Annotated in this window: 11 protein-coding genes; 9 read left to right on the top strand and 2 right to left on the bottom strand. The window is 51.3% G+C overall.

Annotated features, from left to right (window positions below):
- Positions 1–7 precede the first annotated feature (7 nt).
- The 7 genes from B0B12_RS16615 (at position 8) to B0B12_RS16585 (ending at position 11,327) form a co-directional block, all read left to right on the top strand.
- Entirely contained in the window at positions 8–1,210 is a 1,203-nt protein-coding gene (locus B0B12_RS16615; protein ID WP_139337829.1) for a DUF5689 domain-containing protein, read from the top strand.
- A gap of 49 nt (positions 1,211–1,259) precedes the next feature.
- Complete coding sequence (locus tag B0B12_RS16610; protein ID WP_083704260.1) at positions 1,260–4,502, top strand: SusC/RagA family TonB-linked outer membrane protein; 3,243 nt, start codon at positions 1,260–1,262, stop codon at positions 4,500–4,502.
- A gap of 10 nt (positions 4,503–4,512) precedes the next feature.
- Positions 4,513–6,276 carry a RagB/SusD family nutrient uptake outer membrane protein gene (locus tag B0B12_RS16605; protein WP_076671133.1) on the top strand — a complete coding sequence of 588 codons (1,764 nt, stop codon included), beginning with the start codon at positions 4,513–4,515 and terminating at the stop codon, positions 6,274–6,276.
- 141 nt (positions 6,277–6,417) lie between these two features.
- Complete coding sequence (locus B0B12_RS16600; protein WP_170871894.1) at positions 6,418–7,236, top strand: endonuclease/exonuclease/phosphatase family protein; 819 nt, start codon at positions 6,418–6,420, stop codon at positions 7,234–7,236.
- Positions 7,237–7,249: 13 nt separating this feature from the next.
- Positions 7,250–8,878, top strand: a complete 1,629-nt coding sequence (gene pafA, locus B0B12_RS16595) for an alkaline phosphatase PafA (RefSeq protein WP_076671131.1) — start codon at positions 7,250–7,252, stop codon at positions 8,876–8,878.
- Between the two features lies 1 nt (position 8,879).
- Positions 8,880–10,067, top strand: a complete 1,188-nt coding sequence (locus B0B12_RS16590) for a n-acyl-d-glucosamine 2-epimerase (protein ID WP_076671130.1) — start codon at positions 8,880–8,882, stop codon at positions 10,065–10,067.
- 3 nt (positions 10,068–10,070) lie between these two features.
- Positions 10,071–11,327, top strand: a complete 1,257-nt coding sequence (locus tag B0B12_RS16585; RefSeq protein ID WP_076671129.1) for a sugar MFS transporter — start codon at positions 10,071–10,073, stop codon at positions 11,325–11,327.
- Positions 11,328–11,411: 84 nt separating this feature from the next.
- Here the strand turns inward: B0B12_RS16585 and B0B12_RS20035 are convergent, their stop codons facing one another.
- Entirely contained in the window at positions 11,412–11,564 is a 153-nt protein-coding gene (locus B0B12_RS20035; protein WP_083704274.1) for a JAB domain-containing protein, read from the bottom strand.
- Between the two features lie 231 nt (positions 11,565–11,795).
- Here B0B12_RS20035 and B0B12_RS16575 point away from each other — a divergent pair, with 231 nt between their 5' ends.
- Together B0B12_RS16575 and B0B12_RS16570 are read left to right on the top strand one after the other, a co-directional pair.
- Entirely contained in the window at positions 11,796–12,116 is a 321-nt protein-coding gene (locus tag B0B12_RS16575; RefSeq protein ID WP_076671128.1) for a helix-turn-helix transcriptional regulator, read from the top strand.
- A 6-nt stretch (positions 12,117–12,122) separates the two neighbouring features.
- Entirely contained in the window at positions 12,123–13,391 is a 1,269-nt protein-coding gene (locus tag B0B12_RS16570) for a type II toxin-antitoxin system HipA family toxin (protein WP_076671127.1), read from the top strand.
- Between the two features lie 1,071 nt (positions 13,392–14,462).
- Here the strand turns inward: B0B12_RS16570 and B0B12_RS16565 are convergent.
- Positions 14,463–15,788, bottom strand: a complete 1,326-nt coding sequence (locus tag B0B12_RS16565) for a sensor histidine kinase (protein ID WP_076671126.1) — start codon at positions 15,786–15,788, stop codon at positions 14,463–14,465.
- Positions 15,789–15,911: the final 123 nt, after the last annotated feature.

Here is a 15,911-nt window from a genome sequence, read left to right as displayed (position 1 = left end):
TAAAAATATGATGAATAGAGCATTAAGAAGGAGCCTGGCGATTATTCTGCTATTATCGGTTTGGGCCTGCAGTAAAAGCGAGGATGCCACTCCTGTTCCGTTATCCAAGCCTCAGAATATTACAGGTTTAAGAAAGGTGCAGCAGTCCGATGACCTGAAGTTCGGCGCTACTGCCATCAAAGGCATTGTGATTTCCGATGCGGCTGGTGGCAATATGGAAGCAGGAATGGTGGCCGTGCAGGAGGAGGGAAAAGATGCCGCCATCCTCTTGCAGTTGTCTGGTGATTCCAATTTTGCGAAAGGCGACGAGGTGACGCTTAATCTGGAAGGGGCCTCGCTCTCATCCAGGGAGGGAGAGCTGGTCATCTCCGATTTAAGTGCAAGCGCTGTTGAAAAAACGGGAAGATCTGTGGAGGTCACCCCAAAAGCAACCACGCTTTCTGACATTGTGGTCAACGCGGAATTCTGGGGCCCGATCCTGGTAAAGGTTTCTGATGTCAACCTGAGCGGTGGTACCGAGGGGAGATTTGAGGGGGAGGTGGTGCTTCGGGACGGCATCGGAGCCGTTTATTCCATGCTTCAGCCCAATACCGCGTTCACGGATATAAACATGCCCGCCATGGCCAACTCCTATACCGGCATCGTCCGGATAAGCGGAGATAAATTCTACATCAATCCCAGGAATATCGAGGACATCGTGGGAGGAGTGACTGAAACGACCGAGGATTTCGAGGACGCCAGCAATACCAGCTATGACGTGAAGGAGTTGAGTTTCAAGTCAGGTGTCTGGACCCTGGATGGTGCCATCACAGCGGCTACCGCGGCCGACATGAAAAACGGGGCACAGAGCGTGCGCATGCAGGGCACGGTTGGCAACGACAAGCGAAATGGCATGGTGAGCATGAATTTCGATCTGCAGGGGGTTAAGGGCTTGAAAGTGTCCCATGGCATCTACCCAGCCAGCGCGGAGGTGGCCAACATGAACCCGACCACGATCGATGTGGAGATCTCAAAAGACGGCGGCAACACTTACACCCTGCTGCAGCAGCTAACCATTGATGTGCAATCTAAAGTTTTGGTGACAGATGAAATCGCTGTTAATGCGGCTGCAAATGAGCAGGTAAGAATCAGGTTTGTGAATTCCTCAACCCCTTTTGCCAATAACAACAGGCCCCGCATCAACATCGACGACGTTGTTTTCCAATTTTAGTGATGGCGTACTCAGGCAAATTATTCACACTGACATTTAGCATTGCACCATGAGACAGTATTTAAAACTTTTAACTTCCCTTCTCCTGCTGCTCTGCATGAGCCTGGCACAGGAAAGCGTAGCCCGAAGTGTGCAGACACAAGCGACATGGCGCCTCACAGGCTTGGTCGTTTCACAAGGCAAGGAGCCGCTCCCTGGTGTGAGTATTCATTTAAAGGGAACGCAGACAGCGACTGCAACCGATGCCGAAGGCAGGTTTTCACTGGCAGTGCCTTCCGCTCCCGGGGAACTGGTGTTCTCTTTCATCGGGACTAACACACAGACCATCTCTTTTCAGGGGCCTGGAGAGCTCAATGTGACCTTGACAGACAAAGCCCAGTCACTGGATGAAGTGATTGTGGTCGGCTACGGAACCCAGAAAAAGGAGAACCTGACGGGGGCTGTTGACCAGGTGACCGCTGAGGTTTTCACCAATCGTCCTATCACAAATTTATCACAAGGTTTGCAGGGCGTCCTTCCCAACTTAAACCTGACGCCGGCAGACGGAAAGCCGACGCAGTCTCCTTCCTTTAATATCAGGGGAGCAACCTCCATCGGGCAGGGGGGCAACGCCTTGGTGCTGATCGATGGCGTAGAGGGCAATCCGGCCCTGCTGAACCCCCATGACATTGAAACGGTTTCTGTCCTGAAGGACGCGGCTTCTGCCAGCATCTACGGGGCGAGGGGCGCATTTGGTGTGGTGCTGATCACAACGAAAAGACCAGCCAAGGACAGAACAAACGTAACCTATACCACGAACTTCGCCATCAAGGAACCCACTGTCGTTCCTGACTTCGTGACAGATGGCTATCAATGGGCGACGATGTTCAATGAGGCGTTTTCAAGCTGGAACAACTACGCCAGCACACCCCAGAATGTCAACAAAACGCTTCGGTTCTCACCTGCTTACCTGGCTGAGCTGGAGCGCAGGTCCAAGGACCCCTCCCTTCCCAGGGTGGAGGTAGATCCTGTTACAGGGGAATATGTCTATTATGAGAATACGGACTGGTTTGATCAGCTGTACAAGAAGCATACCTACTCCCAGGAGCACAACCTGGCCTTCTCAGGCAGCGGTGAGAAGACGAGCTTTTATGTGACGGGCAGGTACCTGAATCAACCCGGACTTTTCAGGTATAATTCGGACGATTACAAGATGTATAATTTCCGGGCCAAAGGGGCCATCGACGTGTTCTCCTGGCTAACGCTGGAGAACAACACAGACTTCTCCAATGTACAGTACCACAACCCGCTGAATGTCGGAGAAGGTGGGGGTATCTGGCGGAATATGGTGGCAGAAGGCCCTCCTATGGCTCCTATGTTTAATCCGGATGGTACGTTGACGCACTCAGCAGCCTATACCGTGGGTGACTTCTGGTATGGCAAAAACGGGATGGACTCAGACCGCAGGCTGCTACGGAATACGACAAGCTTCACTTCCAGATTTTTTGAAGACAAGTTTCAACTGAAAGGGGACCTTACCTTTCAAAGCCTGGACGACAATGAAAAGAGAATTCGGGTGCCAGTGCCTTACAGCCGGGTGCCGGGCGTGATCCAGTATGTAGGTCTCAACACGAACGACCTGCGTGAGATCTACAGAGAAACGCAATACATCGCCTCCAACCTGTATGGGGAATACCAACATACGTTCAAGGATGTCCATCGCTTGAAGGCCATGGCAGGGTTCAATTATGAATTAAACACGCACCGGCGAGTAGGCGCGCAGCGCAACGGATTGATCTATGAGAATGCCGATGATCTGAACCTGGCTTTGGGCCAGTCCATCATCACGACAGGTGGATGGGAGCAATGGAACATCATGGGAGGCTTTTACCGACTGAACTATGATTTCAAGGATCGCTACCTGCTGGAGGTGAATGGCCGGTACGACGGTTCCTCGAAGTTTCCGGAGCATGAGCGGTTTGCCTTCTTTCCGTCTGTTTCCGCAGGTTGGAGAATCTCCTCAGAACCATTTTGGAATGTGTCAGAGGACCTCGTTTCCGACTTCAAGCTGAGGGCTTCCTACGGCTCCCTGGGAAATGGCAATATCAGATCCTATGTCTTTCAGGAGCAGCTGGCAGTTGGCCAGTTAGGGCGCATTCTGAATGGGGTACGGCCACAGTATACCAATAATCCTTCCGTGATTCCTTTCGGGCTGACCTGGGAAACGGCAACCACACAAAATGTAGGGCTTGATCTGTCACTACTGCGAAACAGACTCAATATTGTAGGCGATGCCTATGTCCGCAAGACAACGGATATGTTCACGCCTGGGGTACGGCTCCCCGCCGTTTTTGGGGCGGCCACACCCAGAGGAAACTATGCTGATCTGGAGACAAAGGGCTGGGAACTCTCCGTCAGCTGGAGAGACGAATTCAGCCTGGGGGCCAAACCATTCAGCTATGATATAAGGGCCATTGTATCGGACCACACATCCACCATTCTAAAATACAACAACCCGGAGAAACGGTTGACTGACTTTTATGAAGGCCAGCGCATCGGCGAAATATGGGGCTTTGAAACCGCTGGCTTCTTTGAATCCAGTGAAGACGTCAACCGGTCGGCGGATCAGAGTCTGTTCAATACAACGGCTACAGGTGTCTGGCGTCCGGGCGATATTAAATTCGCCGATCTGAACAACGACGGGGTGATTGACTTTGGCGAGAACACAGTCGATTCGCCAGGCGATAGAAAAATCATCGGTAATTCGGAGCCGCGCTACAGGTTCGGGCTAAATCTGGGCGCAGACTGGAGTAACTTCTTCTTCAGTGCCTTCTTTCAGGGAGTGGGCAAACAAGACTGGTACCCGAGCAGAGGGGCGAACACCTTCTGGGGGCAGTACAATGCACCTTATGGACATCCCCCTAAGTCACAGATCGGCAACATATGGACAGAAGACAATCCGGACGCCTACTTCCCACGCTACACAGGTTACCTGGCCTGGACAGGAGGGGGTACCCTTCGGGAAACACAGACCCGGTATTTGCAGAATATCGCCTATGTGCGTTTGAAGAACCTGCAATTTGGCTATAACCTTCCGCAAGCAGTTACCTCCAAAGTGCGGGCACATGCCGCCCGTGTCTATGTGTCTGGCGAAAACCTGTTTGCCTATTCCCCCATGCACAAGATTACCAGGGATATCGATGTGGAAAACACGGGTGCCTCGGACCAGGACCTGGACTCCACCAACCATGGTGACGGATTCAACTACCCCATGTTGAAAAGCTATTCTTTAGGGTTGTCCATAACGTTTTAAAGCAAGTACGATGAAGCGGATTTATATATTATTCATAATAGCTTTTAGCTTTTCTTCCTGTGAAAAGCTGGACCAGGCACCAAGGTCAACGGTTGGGAAAGAGGCCGTTTTTGAAAGCGAGAATGGCCTGGCGCTCTATTCCAACTCCTTTTATGACATCCTGCCCACGGCCTCTGACATCCTGCGCGGGGATGCCATGTCAGATTACATTGCCAGAAAAGAGGTGCCTGATTTTATCAGGCCGGGAGCCTACGGGCCCCGGCAAAGTACCGGTTGGAACTGGTCAGAACTGAGGAACATCAATTATTTTATTGAAAACAATAACAACATCTCCGTTCCGGAGGAGACCCGAAACCATTATACGGGGATTGCCCGGTTCTTCAGGGCATGGTTTTATTTTGACAAAGTAAAGCGGTTCGGGGATGTACCCTGGATCGGCAAATCATTCGATGTGAACGATCCGGAATTGTTCAACGGCAGGGATTCCCGGGTACTGGTGATGGACTCCGTATTGCGTGACCTGGACTTTGCGATCAAGCATATCCGGACCACCAACGATGGGTCGAGATCCATGATCACGCAGCCTGTTGCTTACGCCTTCAAGTCCAGGGTCTGCTTATTTGAAGGTACTCTCAGAAAATACCATACCTCCTATAACCTGGCCAGTACAGCCGACGAATGGCTCACGCAGTCAGCAGACGCAGCAAAGGCCGTGATGCAGGACTTCTCCTATTCCCTTCATACAGGCGGGGGCGCTTCTCAGGCTTACCGGCAGCTTTTTACGAGTAAATCACCGATCACAAGCGAGGTGTTGCTAGCCAATATTTACGACGATGAGCTGGCGCTTTACCATGACGCAAACTGGTACTGGACCAGTGCCACTTATGGGGACAGGGCCAATTTCACCAGAAGCTTTATCAACACCTACCTGAACCTGGACGGAACCCCTTTCACGAGCAACCCCCAATACGAAACGATGGTGTTCAGCGATGAAGTTAAAAACAGGGACGCAAGGCTCAGCCAGACCATCCGGACAAAAGGGTACACCCGAATTAATGGTGGAAACGTGATCGCTTCCCCTCCTGAGTTTTCCTATACCTACACAGGCTATCAACCCATCAAATGGACGCTGGATGACACGTTCTACGACAGTGGGAGCCGCAATGACAACATCATCCCGGTCATACGCTATGCGGAGGTATTGCTGAACTACGCGGAAGCAAAGGCGGAGCTTGGAGCCCTGACTGACCAGGATTGGGCTCAGACCGTAGGCGCCCTGAGGCGAAGGGCAGGCATTATGAATGCCCCTATGCCAGCAGCAGCAGATCCTTATCTGCAACGTGAGTTTTTTCCTGAGATCAGTAACCCAGCCTTACTCGAGGTGCGCCGCGAAAGAGGCATCGAGTTGGCGCTTGAAGGGTTCAGATTCTATGACTTGGTGCGATGGAACAAAGGCAAACTGTTAGAAAAGACGTGGAATGGCATGTATGTCCCAGGGTTGAACATTCCCTTGGATCTGAATGAGGATGGCGTCCTGGATGTGGCCTTCTATAAATCCATGCCAAGCACTCCGGTTGCGGGAGTCACTTACATCAACGTCTCTGACAATGCGAACGGGAGGCCAAACCCCCTGGTGCTATCTCAGGGAGACAAAGGGGAGATCATCTGGCTGAACACAATTCCGAGGATATGGGAAGACAAATTTTACCTGTACCCCATACCTGAGTCAGAGCGTTTGATCAACCCGGCACTCGGCCAGAATCCGGGATGGTAGAAAACAACACAGCCAGTGGCCCCTCTACCTGCTTCATCACTATCCTCTTCCTCTACCCCTACTAACGTGGCGTTTTTAATTGGGGTAGGGGGGAGATAGTCTTTGCTATTTTTCAACAGTGTATCTACTAAGCTTATGAATATGAAATACCTGGCAGGCTTTTTTGCCCTGTTCCTGCTGCTTTCGTGCAAAACTTCTTCTGAAGGCACGCCTGAACCTAAAAAGCAGACGATCAAAGTGATGTCCTACAATATTCATATTGGGAACCCACCCTCCAAACCAGCCGGAGAAGTTGATTTGATTGCCACAGCCAAGGCCATCAACGGTGAAAAGCCTGACTTGGTAGCCCTGCAGGAAGTAGATGTGCACACCACGCGCTCCGGAGCCACCCTGCACCAGGCAAAGGAATTGGCAAAGCTGACGGGTATGCACTATTTTTTTGCAAAGGCAATTGACAGGTCAGGTGGCGATTATGGCGTCGCGCTGCTGTCCCGCTTTCCGATCCTTTCTTCATCCGTTCATGCACTGCCTGTAGAGGATGGTTCCGGTGCTGAACTGCGGGCTGCCGGCATTATTGAAGTCGAGTTTGCCCAGGGGCAGAAACTGGTATTTGTCTCCACGCACTTAGATCATCTGACAGATAAAAACAGGGAACTGCAATCCAGGGAGCTCATGCGGGTGCTGGCCCCATTTGCTCAGTCTCCCATCATTATGGGCGGGGATTTCAACATGGACCCCCAGAACAAGAACTGGAGCCTCTATCAAGAGGGATTCAAGATGGGCTGTGGTGATATCTGTCCTCCCACCTTTCCGGCTGGAAGGCCCATAACGACCATTGACTACATTCTGCTGAACAAAGCAGCTGCTTCCAGATTTACCGTCAAAGACTACTATACCGTCTCGGAACGCTATGCCTCAGACCATTTGCCATTGGTAGCGGTGCTTGAATTTGAAAATTAAACCCCTGCTCCCTATGACAAGCTTTTTTAGAGTGCTTGCGACACTGTGCCTGGTGATTGCAGGCATGACTGTATACGCAGGTTCCCCTCCTAAACTGGTCGTCGGGCTCGTGATAGACCAAATGAGATGGGATCATTTACATCGGTATCAGGACAGGTATGGCAAAGATGGGTTTAACCGGTTGTTACGCAAGGGCCATTCCTTCAACAATACCTTCATCAACTATGTGCCTTCCATGACAGCGGTGGGGCATGCCAGCATTTACACAGGTTCGGTACCAGCCATACATGGCATAGCCGGCAATGAGTGGTTTGATTTGAAATCTGAACGCATGGTTTACTGCACGGATGACAGTACGACCCACCTGGTAGGGGGAGAAGAGGCCCTTCCAAGTATGTCTCCCCGGCAGCTGCTCACTACGACCTGGACAGATGAGCTGATGCTGGCTTCAAATTTCAGATCCAAGGTGGTCGGCGTTTCCCTGAAAGACAGGGCCGCCATTCTGCCCGCTGGTCACAAGCCGACAGGCGCTTTCTGGTATGATGACAAAAGTGGCCAATTTGTGACCAGCAGCTGGTATTTCCAGGACTTGCCAACGTGGGTAGAAAAATTCAACAGCCGGCAACTGGGGCAGCAATTACTGGCGCATGAGTGGGAAACCCTATACCCTGCTGCTTCTTACGGGCAAAGCACGGACGACCAGGCAGCCTGGGAAAGACCTTTTAAAGGGGCACAGACAACACGTTTTCCCCACCAGGTTAAGCACCTTTATCAGACTGACAAAGGGATTATCCGCAACACGCCCATGGGGAATACCTTAATTCTGGAGTTTGCCAAAAGCGCCATCGAAAGTTATAGGTTGGGTGCCGGGGCCTTTACCGATGTGATTGCCATCAACTGTGCCTCCACAGATTACATTGGCCACCAGTTCGGGCCCAATTCCATGGAGGTGGAAGATGCCTACCTGAGGCTGGATCAGGATTTAGCGTCTTTCTTCAAATACCTCGACAAGAAGATCGGAGCCGATAATTACCTGGTGGTGCTGACGGCAGACCATGGAGCTGCCCAGTCCATTGGGTATCTGGAATCGCTCCGTTTTCCGACAGGGTGGCTGAGGGGAAAGGAGAAGGTCAAGCCACTGAATGAATTACTAGCCAAGAGATTCCAAACGGATGACTTAGTCAAAGCCATCTATAATTACCAGGTCTATTTTGACATGGCGAAGATAGCGGCAGCCGGTTTGGACTTCCAGGCGATAAAAGCACACGCGATCGGGTATTTGCGACAAGAGCCAGGGGTACAGTTTGTGGGGGACATGGACAACGCCAGTCAGCTTTCTATCCCCGAGCCTATCCGATCGATGATGGTCAATGGCTATCATTTTAAAAGAAGCGGTCAGCTGATGATTATACAGGAGCCTGGCTGGTTTGATGGTCCCTTGAAGGGAACCACCCACGGCACCTGGAATCCGGCTGATACACAAATCCCCCTGATCTTCATGGGATGGAAAATAAAAGCAGGGCATTCGAATGAACGTGTCCATATAACGGACATTGCCCCAACCCTCTCTTGGCTCTTAAACCTTCAGGCGCCCAGTGGAAGCATTGGCAAAGCCCTACATGTACAACTTAAATCAGACTGAAATGACTAAAATTGATTACGCAGCCTTATACAAGTCCAATCTTTTAGAAAATGTGGTGCCTTTCTGGATGCAGCATTCTGTAGATACGGTGAACGGGGGATTTTTTACATGCCTGGACAGAGACGGACGTGTCTATGACACGGATAAGTTCATGTGGCTGCAATGCAGGCAGGTATGGACGTTCTCGATGCTCTACAACGCGTTGGGCGAGCAGTCCTGGTTAGATGTTGCCCGGCAGGGGGCTGAGTTTTTGAAGAAAAACGGACGGGATGAGCAGCAAGACTGGTACTTTTCCCTGACGAGGGAAGGAAAACCGCTTACGCAGGCTTATAATATATTCTCGGATTGTTTTGCCACGATGGCATTTGCTCAGCTTAGCAAAGCCACCGACAATGCCGCGTATGCCAAAGTTGCCATCGATACCTTCCACAAGATCCTGGAGCGGAAACAGCATCCAAAAGGGAAATTCTCGAAGGCCTTCCCCGGGACCCGGGATCTGCAAGGGTTCTCGCTTCCCATGATCATGTGTAACCTGGTGTTGGAAGTGGAGCATCTGCTTGATCCGCAGCTGGTGGAGCAGACCATTGCCGATGGGGTGAATACCGTGATGAAGACTTTCTATCAGCCGGAGCTGGGAATTATCCTGGAGAATGTGGACATGGATGGGAAGTTTTCTGATTCTTTTGAGGGCAGACTGGTAAATCCGGGCCACGGCTTGGAAGCCATGTGGTTCATCATGGATATTGCCGAGCGGACAAATGACACGGCCTTGACAGCGCAGTGTGTGGAGATCGTGCTTTCCACCTTAGAGTTTGGCTGGGACAAGGAGCATGGGGGGCTTTTTTATTTCCTGGACATCAAAGGAAACCCGCCTCAGCAGTTGGAGTGGGATCAGAAGCTGTGGTGGGTGCATATTGAAGCCATGATCGCAGCACTCAAAGGGTACCTGCACACAGGGAACGAGCATTGCTGGGAGTGGTTTGAGAAACTCCATCGCTACACCTGGGAGCACTTTGTGGATCAGGAGCATGGGGAATGGTTCGGCTACTTGAACAGGCAGGGCGAGGTGTTGCTTCCCCTGAAGGGCGGGAAGTGGAAAGGTTGTTTTCACGTACCCAGAGGCTTGTTCCAACTGTGGAAAACGATGGAAAGGGTTGAGAAAAGTGAGTATTCATTAGCAAAATCGTAGAATATGGCCATGTTACCGGTTAAAAACCAGCTGGAGGTATCCCAGGAAACCACAACCAGCAAGAATTACCTGCCTGCGCTCATAGCTTTGGCGGTCCTGTATTTTATGATGGGGTTCATTACCGTACTAAACGATACCCTGGTCCCATTTTTTAAGGAGGGCTTCACCCTTACTTATTCCCAATCCTCGTTGGTGCAGTTCTATTTCTTCCTTACCTATGGCTTACTCTCCATCCCCTCAGGGAAAATAGTGGAAAAAATCGGGTATAAGAATGGCATGGTAGCCGGTTTCCTGATAGCCGGATTAGGCGCTTTTCTGTTCCTGCCCGCTTCCTGGTTCCACCAGTATGAGTTATTCCTGGCAGCCCTGTTTATTGTTGCCACGGGAATCGTGTTGTTGCAGGTCGCGGCTAATCCTTATATCACTGTGTTGGGTTCACCGAAGACAGCCGCCTCCCGCCTGACGCTTATACAGGGGGTTGGGTCCATCGGTACGACAGTGGCGCCTATTTTTGGAGCCCAGTTCATCCTCTCGCGGTTAAGTGAATCAAACGCCTCAAGCGATGCCCTGGTGAAGCCTTATCTGATGATCAGCCTCGGGTTGCTGTTAATTGGAATTATTGTGTTTCGTTTAGCTTTGCCTCAGATTTCCGCCTCTGCAGACAATGAAGAAGCGGAAGGGACAGGGCAGCGATCTATTTTCAGTTTCCGCCATCTCAAATACGGCATCATCGCCCTATTTATGTATGTAGGGGCGGAAGTGGCCATCGGCTCCTTCTTAACGAACTACATCGCCGATACACTTTCGATCGAGGAGCATGCAGCCAATCTGTACTTGTCTTTTTACTGGGGTGGCATGCTGGTTGGCCGGTTCATAGGTGCCTATGTGTTAAAGCTGTTACAGCCTTCAAGAGTACTGGTGATCGTGGCGTCCATGTCTGTAGCGTTGATAATGACCTCCATTCTTTCAACAGGCTATCTGGCAGTTTGGGCGATGGTATTGGTTGGCTTGTGCAACTCCATCATGTTCGCCGTCATTTTTTCCCTGTCCGTAAATGGTCTTGGAAGATTCACCACCAGGGCTTCCGGTTTACTGTCCACCGCGATAGTAGGAGGAGCATTTGTGACGTATGCCCAAGGGGTGTTGATTGATCATTTTTCCTGGGGGATAGCCTTTATTATTCCGCTTTGCTGCTATTCCTATCTTATTTTTTATGGTTTGAATGGATACAAGCCATCTAATACTTTCAAAAGTCAATAATTGCAAGTCAAGTGTTTTGCGCAAAATACTTGATAAATGACTGTCTTGTATTATCCTTGCTTCTATTAGGTAATGTATTAGTAATCAATGAGTGTAACAGCGAAAATAGACTACGAGATCAACAGGATACAGGAAGGAACAACATTTAAATACCAGCAGCTTGATCTTCCGGGTGAGCTGCAGGTCCGTCTGGCTGGGGTTGAGGTTGCCCGAGGAGTGGTTGTGGGCGAGGACAATGCCCTGAGGTGCAGGCCTTCAGGGCGGCCGCGAATATGAGCTTGGGGGCTTCCGCGGTGCTGGCCTTACTGCCCTTTCATTGCTTTGTCATATTTTTCTGTCATAAAACATGACAAGCTGCTCTGCTACAACTTTGGCGGTACGATATGTACAAAATATGTATATTTTTTGTATAATAATGTAAGCTGTGATTTACAAAAGTGTGTATATTTGTTAATTGTAGTTTACATTATGGCTAAATCACGACCTTTATACCCATCCTGGCAGCGACTATTGGCTGAGCTGGGGGAAAACATTAAGCTGGCCCGACTGCGACGCAGGCTCAGCACTGAGCAGGTGGCCGAGCGCGCCGCCATCTCCCGGCCCACACTCAGCCAGATCGAGAAAGGGGAGCCCTCCGTGGCCATGGGGAATTATTTAAAAGTGTTGGCAGTGCTGGGCCTGGAAAAAGACCTGGCGCAAGTGGGGCGGGACGACAAACTCGGCCGCAAGTTGCAAGATGCCGAGCTGCCGGTACGAGAAAGGGCTCCTAAGCATTCAAGCGATACCTAAGCGAAGATGGCAAAGCATAAGGTAACCAAAGCGATATACGTGTACGCTGACTGGGCCGAACTGGGAGGACCCCAATGGATGGGCACGCTGCATGCGAGCGTCGTTCGGGGTAAGGAAGTGTTCTCCTTTGAGTACGAAAAGGCCTGGCTAAGCAGTGCGTACGCGCAGGTGCTGGATCCTGAGCTTCAGCTCTACACAGGACCGCAGTACCTGGCAGGAGAGGAGAAGCATAACTTCGGTGTATTTCTGGATTCCTCTCCGGACCGGTGGGGCAGGGTGCTGATGCGCCGGCGAGAGGCTGCAATGGCCCGAAGAGAAGGTCGTACAGAGCAACGCCTGATAGAGAGTGACTACCTGCTGGGGGTGTACGACGGCCACCGCATGGGGGCACTGCGGTTTAAACAGGCGCTCGATGGCCCGTTCCTGAATGACAACCGGGAGATGGCCACCCCGCCCTGGACGGCTTTGCGGGAGTTGGCCTACGCAAGCCAGAAGCTGGAGGAAGATGACATCACCCAGGACGAGGAGTACCTCAAATGGCTCAGCCTGCTGGTCGCGCCTGGCTCCTCCCTGGGGGGAGCCAGACCGAAAGCCGGCGTAACGGATGAGAAAGGAAGGCTGTGGATTGCCAAGTTCCCCAGCCGCAATGATAACCGTGACGTCGGGGCCTGGGAGATGGTGGTGCAGGAGCTGGCCGTGTCGGCGGGGATTCACATGGCAGAGGCCAGGGTAGAGCGTTATGCCTCCAGGCAACACACCTTCCTGACCAGGCGCTTTGACCGCACTGAAACCGGAGAGCGTGTTCATTTTGCGTCCGCCATGACGCTGTTGGGTTATCACGACGGCATCGACTACCAAGATGGGGTAAGTTACCTCGAGTTGGCTGAATTCATCTCCAGGCAGGGTGCCGCTCCGGAAAAAGACCTGGAAGAGCTCTGGCGGCGCGTTTTATTTAACATTTACGTGAGCAACACAGATGACCACCTGCGCAACCACGGCTTCATCCTGACACCGCTGGGTTGGAGGTTATCGCCTGCCTATGATCTAAATCCGGTGGAGACCGGAGTAGGGCTCAAGCTCAATATTACGGAGGAGGACAACGCGCTGGATCCGGAGCTGGCCCTGGAGACGGCGGAATACTACCGCCTATCTGGTAGACAAGCGGCAGCGATACACCAGGAGGTCAAAGAAGCTGTGGCCAACTGGAGGAGCGTGGCCACGAAGTATGGTATCTCAAAGGCGGATCAGGAATTGATGGCGTCTGCTTTTAGATAGGCAAAAAGAAAAGATTCATATATAAGGGCAAAGTGTGGCCTTATTAGCAGAAAGTAAAATCAAAGACATCAGTGAAGTGAAAATAAGTATGTTATGGAAGTTTGGATTCTAGCATGCTTCAGTCCATGGTTTTAGTACTCTCAAAGAGTAGAAGGACTAACATTTTACATTCTCTAGTTGATGTATGAGGTTTAAATCACTAAATTTGTTTAGTGAAAAAAAGCTAAAATTCTCAGAAGGGGGAAAATTCGGGTGACCGCTGATTTTAAGGTTATAAGTAATTGATAATAAAAGCATTGTGGGGTAGGTTCGAATCCCTCACTCTCTGCTGGTAGCGATACCAAAATACCTAAAAGCCTGCAAACCACGTGTTTGCGGGCTTTTTTGTTTTAGTGCACGTATCTAATCGTAATAGCAGCAAAAGTGGTAGGTGTTGCCTTATTTGGTGCGGTAGAGGTGAGTATGGTGGCGAAAATCGAAGCCAGCCAGTTGGAGCACCTGTTTATTGTGGTAGTTTTCACCTACAGACTGGTCTGCTCGAGTATGATGCGGTTGCGGCGCAGGCTGGAGTTGATGTTTAAGTTTAGCTGCTATCCGCTGTTGTGCCGTTTATCTGCATGGTGGGCATTTGCCCGGCACTGATTAGTGCAGAAGCGCTTGTCCAGTCTCGCAATCATTCTGCCGCCGCATTGCTGACACTTTTTTACTATTTGTCATCAAAACACCCGTTTTATGAAACGTATAGTTGCGTTTATATACGCATTTATGCGTTTCAAAAAACAGCTGAGTCAGAGGCTGGGTTTACTTTTGAGTGAAATTCAATTCAGATGCTACGCAGCAGACATACAATTAAGTACCTTTTCTTAACCTGAATTAACCTGAGCACCAGGGCAAGCAGTTCATACGCCTGTGGTAAACCTATCGTTTGAAAACGCAAGAGTAAGGCTCCGGGGGAGTTGTAGGAGTAAGCCTCTCGGTGGGCTGGAAAAGACGGAAGGGCCTGGGGTAAGTCAGTGCCCTGGGCCCTCTGCTTTGGTATACCTTGAGAGGTAAGTTTCTTGAGGCGCCCGCTTACTTGAAGGCCGGCAGGGAGATACGGAACGTCGTTCCCTGTTCCTGTCCGTGTCGAAGCTCCAGCGTGCCCTGATGCATTTCTACCAGCTTACGGGCGATGCTCAGGCCCAGCCCGACGGTCTGCTCGCCCCGGAGGCCCTTTCTACCTGCCCTGGAGAATGGTTCAAACAAGTGGGGGCGCATGGCTTCCGGTATCCCGATGCCATTGTCAGAAACCTCCAGTTTTATCGTGCTATCCTGGCGCATCAGGCGAACCATGATATTGCCTTGTTCCTGGGTGAACTTCACGGCGTTGGAAAGCAGGTTATCCAGTACCCGCCTGAACTTCTCCGCATCCAGGTTCACCCAGCACTCCTCCTGGTCTTTCTGTACCTGGAGCTGCCGCGTGCCCTTTAACTGAAGCTGCCACTCCAGCTCCAGATGATCCAGGAACTCATCGAGTTTAGTGGGTTCCGGCGCGCAAGCTCCCTCCTGATCGTAGCGGGCCATTTCCAGCAGTTCGTTTATGATGCCCTTCGAGCTCTGGCAGCTCTTCAGGATGAGTTCAAAAAAGCGGGCCTGCTGCTCCGGTGACAGCGGCTTGCGGATAAGCATGGAGGCCATCATTTCGATATTGGCGAAGGGGGTTCGCAGGTCATGTGCCACCACCCCGAGAATTTGGGTTTTGGCTTTGCTGAGCTGTTCCAGTTCCGCGTTTTTCTGCTCGATTAGCCTCAGCTGTAGAAAGTGGTTATAGCGAAAGCTGTAGTTGAGCCTGCTGATGAAGTAGAAGAAGAGTATCAGGAACAGGGACCCGGTATGGTTCATGATGATGCGCTCCACAGGCAAATCCAGCAGCATGACGCCCCCGGCAAACGTAAGCTCCACGGCAGTCGCCAGCAGTAGCAGCTCCTTCAGTTCCAGTACGAAGAGCACGGCGATGAGCGAAAGCCCCAGCAGGTACATGGTCATGTTGTTGATGGGGCTGCCCTGGACGGCCACCGACATCAGCAGGCACGTGACGGCGAAAACAAATGCGTAGGCAAGGTACAGGTAGCGGTAGGAGGTACTGACCCGTTCGGCCGGCTTTGTCCTTAACCAGCGGTCGAAGAGATACACACTCAGCCCGGCCGTTAGAAAGAGGGTGTACGCCACCTGGTAGAAGGCCGCCCCCTGAAACCGATGGCCAAAGTCAACTACATAGTTGCTCGCCAGTACTAGGATGGCGATAACGAGCCACACCCTGGAAAGCAACCGAACAGCCCTGATGTTATGCGGAAGGTAATACTGGTGGAAATCCTGCGAATTGGCTTGGGGAGCTGAACGGTAAAAGTATAGGTTCATAAGGAGACAATGCAAAAGGGGTGCAAATATAGGCTGTGTTATGTTGATTTTCTAGAGCTGTAAATTATTTATTTCCAGGCTGTCAGCAGGTAGTGTGGCCATGTGGCGTCGCATCAGCTGGCC

Source organism: Pontibacter indicus (assembly GCF_900156345.1).
Lineage (GTDB): Bacteria > Bacteroidota > Bacteroidia > Cytophagales > Hymenobacteraceae > Pontibacter > Pontibacter indicus.
Note: the sequence above shows the minus strand (reverse complement) of the source record. Positions and strands in the feature narration are given on the sequence as shown.

What these genes read in the sequence shown, in the direction of transcription:
- B0B12_RS16600 (WP_170871894.1), top strand. Translation starts at nt 6,418, where the DNA reads ATGAAATACCTGGCAGGCTTTTTTGCCCTGTTCCTGCTGCTTTCGTGC.
- B0B12_RS16605 (WP_076671133.1), top strand. Translation starts at nt 4,513, where the DNA reads ATGAAGCGGATTTATATATTATTCATAATAGCTTTTAGCTTTTCTTCC.
- B0B12_RS16575 (WP_076671128.1), top strand. Translation starts at nt 11,796, where the DNA reads ATGGCTAAATCACGACCTTTATACCCATCCTGGCAGCGACTATTGGCT.
- B0B12_RS16590 (WP_076671130.1), top strand. Translation starts at nt 8,880, where the DNA reads ATGACTAAAATTGATTACGCAGCCTTATACAAGTCCAATCTTTTAGAA.
- B0B12_RS16565 (WP_076671126.1), bottom strand. Translation starts at nt 15,788, where the DNA reads ATGAACCTATACTTTTACCGTTCAGCTCCCCAAGCCAATTCGCAGGAT.
- B0B12_RS16610 (WP_083704260.1), top strand. Translation starts at nt 1,260, where the DNA reads ATGAGACAGTATTTAAAACTTTTAACTTCCCTTCTCCTGCTGCTCTGC.
- pafA (WP_076671131.1), top strand. Translation starts at nt 7,250, where the DNA reads ATGACAAGCTTTTTTAGAGTGCTTGCGACACTGTGCCTGGTGATTGCA.
- B0B12_RS16570 (WP_076671127.1), top strand. Translation starts at nt 12,123, where the DNA reads ATGGCAAAGCATAAGGTAACCAAAGCGATATACGTGTACGCTGACTGG.
- B0B12_RS16615 (WP_139337829.1), top strand. Translation starts at nt 8, where the DNA reads ATGATGAATAGAGCATTAAGAAGGAGCCTGGCGATTATTCTGCTATTA.
- B0B12_RS16585 (WP_076671129.1), top strand. Translation starts at nt 10,071, where the DNA reads ATGGCCATGTTACCGGTTAAAAACCAGCTGGAGGTATCCCAGGAAACC.